This is a genomic window from Roseateles sp. (genome assembly GCF_031397715.1).
Lineage (GTDB): Bacteria > Pseudomonadota > Gammaproteobacteria > Burkholderiales > Burkholderiaceae_C > Paucibacter_A.
The window spans coordinates 1-5,050 of record NZ_JANNMI010000276.1 but is presented as its reverse complement, the minus strand read 5'-3'; the positions used below and the strand labels follow the sequence as shown (position 1 = coordinate 5,050).

General features: G+C 61.8%; 4 protein-coding genes and 1 pseudogene. All 5 read left to right on the top strand.

What is annotated here, in order from left to right; genetic code table 11:
• Window positions 1-144: 144 nt before the first annotated feature.
• Window positions 145-552, top strand: a pseudogene (locus tag RMO57_RS12155) (GTP-binding protein); the annotation flags it as partial.
• Between the two features lie 397 nt (window positions 553-949).
• Window positions 950-1,432 (top strand): RNA polymerase-binding protein DksA, encoded by a 483-nt coding sequence (dksA, locus tag RMO57_RS12150; protein ID WP_414896416.1) that lies wholly within the window; start codon window positions 950-952, stop codon window positions 1,430-1,432.
• Between the two features lie 74 nt (window positions 1,433-1,506).
• The gene (locus tag RMO57_RS12145) at window positions 1,507-3,288 is read left to right on the top strand and encodes a hypothetical protein (RefSeq protein WP_310386949.1); all 1,782 of its coding nucleotides are present in this window, start codon (window positions 1,507-1,509) and stop codon (window positions 3,286-3,288) included.
• A gap of 46 nt (window positions 3,289-3,334) precedes the next feature.
• Complete coding sequence (gene hslV / locus RMO57_RS12140) at window positions 3,335-3,895, top strand: ATP-dependent protease subunit HslV (RefSeq protein WP_310386947.1); 561 nt, start codon at window positions 3,335-3,337, stop codon at window positions 3,893-3,895.
• On the top strand, window positions 3,892-5,050 hold a 1,159-nt coding region (gene hslU, locus RMO57_RS12135), incomplete at its 3' end, for an ATP-dependent protease ATPase subunit HslU (protein WP_310386945.1). The genes hslV and hslU, both read left to right, overlap by 4 nt.

Below are 5,050 nucleotides of genomic sequence, written 5' to 3'. Positions count from 1 at the left end.
CGACGATCACGCGTCCGTCCAGGCGTGGCACGAGGTAGATCCCTTCGCTGTGCAGCGTGCGTTTGATCAAGCCCGGCGATGCTTGCAGCAGCAGCATCTGGCCTTTCACGGGATACGTCGGGGCGCGCGGGATCACGCCCTCGAGTGAACGCCAAGCTGGAAATTGACCCCGATTTCTTGACCATCGAAGCGCCCCATGACCACGCACACGAAGCAGGCGAGCATTGCGATCACCCACACCACCATGTGCATGACGACGATGTGAAGTCCTTTGTCTTCAAGTCGGACAAGCCCTTCAACCCCGCCAAGCTGGAAGACTTTCTGGGCGCCATCGTGCAGGTCTACGGCCCCAAGATGCTGCGCTATAAAGGCGTTTTGTATATGAAGGGCACCGACAAGCGCGTGATCTTTCAAGGCGTCCATCAGTTGATGGGCTCGGATCTGGGCCCGAAATGGATGCCCGGAGAGAAAAAGTCGAGCAAAATGGTTTTCATCGGCATCGATTTGCCTAAGGAAATTCTTTTGCAAGGCATGGAAGGTTGCTTGGCCTGAAAATTGCCACCCAGCTTTGCAAATCGACTTGATGGGCGCACCCATATCGTGGCTACAATCCGCGGCGCTCAAAATGCGAAATAAGCTGGTCCCGATTGATAGCTAGATCAGTAGGCTCGAAGGAGTCGACGACTAGGGATGTAAGTGCGAGGAGAGAAACGTGAGCAAGACCCAGGCCCCAAAATCCGCCACAGCGACCCAGCCCGAGCAAACCCAAGCCGTGGTTGAGTCCCGTCCCGCCGTCAAAGCAGGCAAGACAAGCTCAAAGGCCAAATCTGAGGCTGCCGACCTGCCCCACCTTGCCACCATCGAGGCCAGTCCTCCACCGACCGGAAACAGCCGCTTCGCTGACCGATTCGCTCCTCCGAAGCCGCCCACCAGACAAATGCACACGCCCGTGATTGAAAGCCCCCGCACCGCCGCCAAGGCCGACCCTAAATTGGTCAACGCCTGGAAAACCAAGACCGGGACTGAGTTGACCGACGCCGAAGTGCTGGCCATGCCCGAAACCGAATACATGGGCGCCAAGCAGATCGAGTTCTTCCGCGCCAAGCTGACCGAGCTGAAGAACGGCGTGCTGTCGAATGCCGGCGAGACCACCGAGCATCTGCGTGAAGACACCTCGATCGTGCCCGACCCGGCCGACCGCGCCACCATTGAGGAAGAGCATGCGCTGGAGCTGCGCACGCGCGACCGCGAACGCAAGTTGCTGAAGAAGATCATGCAATCACTGGGCCGCCTCGACAACGGCGAGTACGGCTATTGCGACGAGACCGGTGAGCCGATCGGCCTGGGCCGTTTGATTGCTCGCCCGACCGCCTCGCTGTCGCTTGAAGCGCAGCAGCGCCGCGAGATGAAGCAAAAGATGTTCGGCGACTAAGCTGGGCTCGGGCTGCCAGCCTTGAATGGTCGCTAAATGGGTCACAGTTCGATTCCAACCAAGGTCCAGCGCGCATGACAGAACCGAAAGACGGCGAGAGCTTCTTCCGCAAAGTCGCGCGCTTTGTGGCCAACCCGACCACCGACTGGGCCGAGATCAACTCCCGTCAAGATGACCCCGAAGGCGACTTGGCCAAGGCCGAGCTGCGCGCCATGGTCGAGCGCAAGCGCCGCAATGATTTTGTCCGCAAGCGCGAGCTCGATATGCTGCGGCGGATTCGCCGCGAGGGGCTGACGCCCGAGCAGCTAGCGATCCTGGGCTCGTCGAATTCTCGACTGGATGAAGTTGAGCGCATCAGCGAGCTGAATTCAAAAATTGATCTCGGCGTCAAGGCGAAGATCGACGAGATTGAACTTCAGATGGCCGGCGAGGGCTATGTCACTTCGCAGGCCCAAGCCCCGCATACCCAGCGATTTTACGAAACCAGCACGACACCGGCCCATTTCGCGCCCACCTCGACGGTTGATGTCTCGCCCCCAACCGTGAGCGAGTTTGCCTCCACCGCCGAGACGCAGCGGCTGGAAGCCGTCCCGCCGGCAGCCGCTGTGGTGATGGGGGCCGGCTTGTCGCCCCTGTCGGATGCGAAAGCAAGCCGGCTGCCGGCGATCAAAGACCTGCCGCCGCTTGAGACGTCGCATGTGGCGACTGGTGCGGCCACCTCTGCACCGCCCTTGAGTTTCAGGGTTGCACAGCAGGCAAACCCCGAGTTGCGTGAGGTCATGCACGACCCCGAGCTCGACGAGGCGGTGATCGCCTTCGCCAATGCCGACTTTGAGAGCTGTGAAGCCGCCATCAACGCCTTGATACGGCCGGGCGGACAGCGCAATTTGCAGGGCGAGACCTGGCTGGTGCTGTTTGACCATTTCCGCGCCACCGGCCAACAAGCCAAGTTCGAAGCGCTGGCCTTGGACTATGCCCAGCTGTTCGGTCTGTCCGCGCCGCAGTGGTATTCGCTGCCCAAATTGGTCGCCGACGCGGCGCGTTCGGTGCGCGCGCCAATGGGCGCTTCGAGCGGCGTCAGCTGGTCCGCGCCCGAGTATCTTGTCTCCGAATCGGTTCAACAACTGAAAGCCCGCTGCCAGAACCTGCCCATGCCCTGGGTGCTGGACTGGGCACCGCTGCGCCAGCTCGACATCGAAGCCTGCGGTCTGCTGCGCGAGCTGTTCCGCAGCTGGGCGCAGCAGCAGGTCGATATGCGCTGGCTGGCCGGCGATGCCTTCTTGCACCTGCTCAGCGAAATGGCGCCGGTCGGCGTGCGCGATGCCGACCCGGCGCTCTGGATGTTGCGACTGGAGGCGCTGCGCCTGGTCAATCGACCCGATCAGTTCGATGAGACCGCGATCGACTACTGCGTGACTTACGAGGTCTCGCCGCCGAGTTGGGAGCCCAGCAATTGCCGCGTTAGGATCAGCGCAGCCGGCATGTCCACCACCGGCCCGGCCACCAACATCATGCCGACCGAGCAGTCGACCAGCTTCATGGAGTCGCAAATCAACGAACAGGCGCATTTACCGGCCAGCGTTCAACTGGAGCTCAGCGGTCAGTTGAGCGGCGACATCTCGGCGACCTTGGCAACCATGACGACTGAGATCGGTGCGGCCACGGTGATCAACGTCAATTGCCCGAAATTGATACGGCTTGACTTCATGGCCGCAGGTGATTTGCTCAACTGGGTGTTGAGCCGCCGCGCCGAGAATCGCAGCGTCAGCTTCACCGACGCGCACCGTTTGGTGGCCCTGTTCTTTGTCGCCATGGGCATCAACGAGCATGCCAAGATCAAGGTGCGTCAGCTGTAGAAGTTTTGGCTTGAAGCTGCGCTCAATGGCCTCATCTGCAGCCGCTATGGACCAACAATCACCCCTCTTCCACGGCACCACCATCATCAGCGTGCGCCGCGCCACGCCGACCGGCATGCAGGTCGCCATCGGCGGCGATGGCCAAGTGACCCTGGGCACCATCGTCGTCAAGGCGAGTGCCCGCAAGGTGCGCAAGCTGCACCGCGATCAGGTGCTGGCCGGTTTTGCCGGTGCCACCGCGGACGCCTTCACGCTGTTCGAACGCTTCGAGGCCAAGTTGGAGAAGCACCAAGGCCACCTGACCCGCGCGGCGGTTGAGCTGACCAAGGACTGGCGCACCGACCGCGTGTTGCGCCGCTTGGAGGCGATGTTGGTGGTCGCCGACCGCACGGCTTCCTTGATCATCACCGGCAATGGCGATGTGCTGGAACCGGAGCTGGGCATTGCCGCGATCGGCTCGGGCGGCGCCTATGCGCAGGCCGCCGCCCGCGCGCTGCTCAAACACAGCGAGCTGACGGCTGCGGAAATCGTCAAGCAGTCGCTGGAGATCGCCGGCGACCTGTGTATCTATACGAACCAGAACCATACGATTGAAATTCTCGAATGAGCTCAATGACGCCCCAAGAGATCGTTTCCGAACTCGATCAGCACATCGTCGGCCAGAACGCAGCCAAACGCGCGGTGGCAATCGCCATGCGCAACCGCTGGCGGCGTCAGCAGGTGGATGAAAAGCTGCGCGCCGAGATCACGCCCAAGAACATCTTGATGATCGGCCCCACCGGCGTCGGCAAGACCGAGATCGCGCGCCGCCTGGCCAAGCTGGCCGGCGCACCTTTCATCAAGGTCGAGGCAACCAAGTTCACCGAGGTCGGCTATGTCGGCAAGGACGTGGACTCCATCATCCGTGACCTGATCGACATGGCGGTCAAGCAGGAGCGCGAGCTGCAGATGAAGCGCTCGCGCCTGCGCGCCGAGGATGCGGCCGAAGACCGCGTGCTCGACATCCTGGTGCCCGGCAGCGAGGCTGACAACACGACGCGCCAGGTGATGCGCAAGCGCCTGCGCGAAGGCGCGATGGCCGACAAGGAAATCGAGATCGACCTGTTGGATGCCAAGCCGACGATGGAAATCCTCGGGACCATGGGTCAGCCCGGCATGGAAGAAATGGCCGAGCAGCTGAAGGGCATGTTCTCGCAAATGGGGGCAAGCAAGAAAAAGACCCGCAAGCTCAAAATTGCCGACGCGATCAAACATTTGGTCGAGGAAGAAGCCGCCAAGCTGCTGAACGAGGACGAGATCAAGGCCGCCGCCCTGCACAGCGCGCAGGAGATGGGCATCGTCTTCATCGACGAGATCGACAAGGTCTGCTCGCGCTCCGACTCCGGCTCCGCTGAGGTTTCGCGTCAGGGCGTGCAGCGCGACCTGCTGCCGCTGGTCGAGGGCACTACCGTCAACACCAAATACGGCATGGTCAAGACCGACCATATGCTCTTCATCGCCTCGGGCGCGTTCCACTTGGCCAAGCCGAGTGATTTGATCCCCGAGTTGCAGGGCCGCTTCCCGATCCGGGTCGAGCTGAGTTCGCTGTCGGTGGATGACTTCGAGGCGATTTTGTGCAGCACCCATGCCAGCCTGGTCAGGCAATACCAGGCGCTGTTGGCGACCGAGAACGTGACGCTGGAGCTCAGCCAGGACGGCATCCGCCGCTTGGCCGAGATCGCCTTTGAAGTCAACGAGCGTACCGAGAACATCGGCGCGCGCC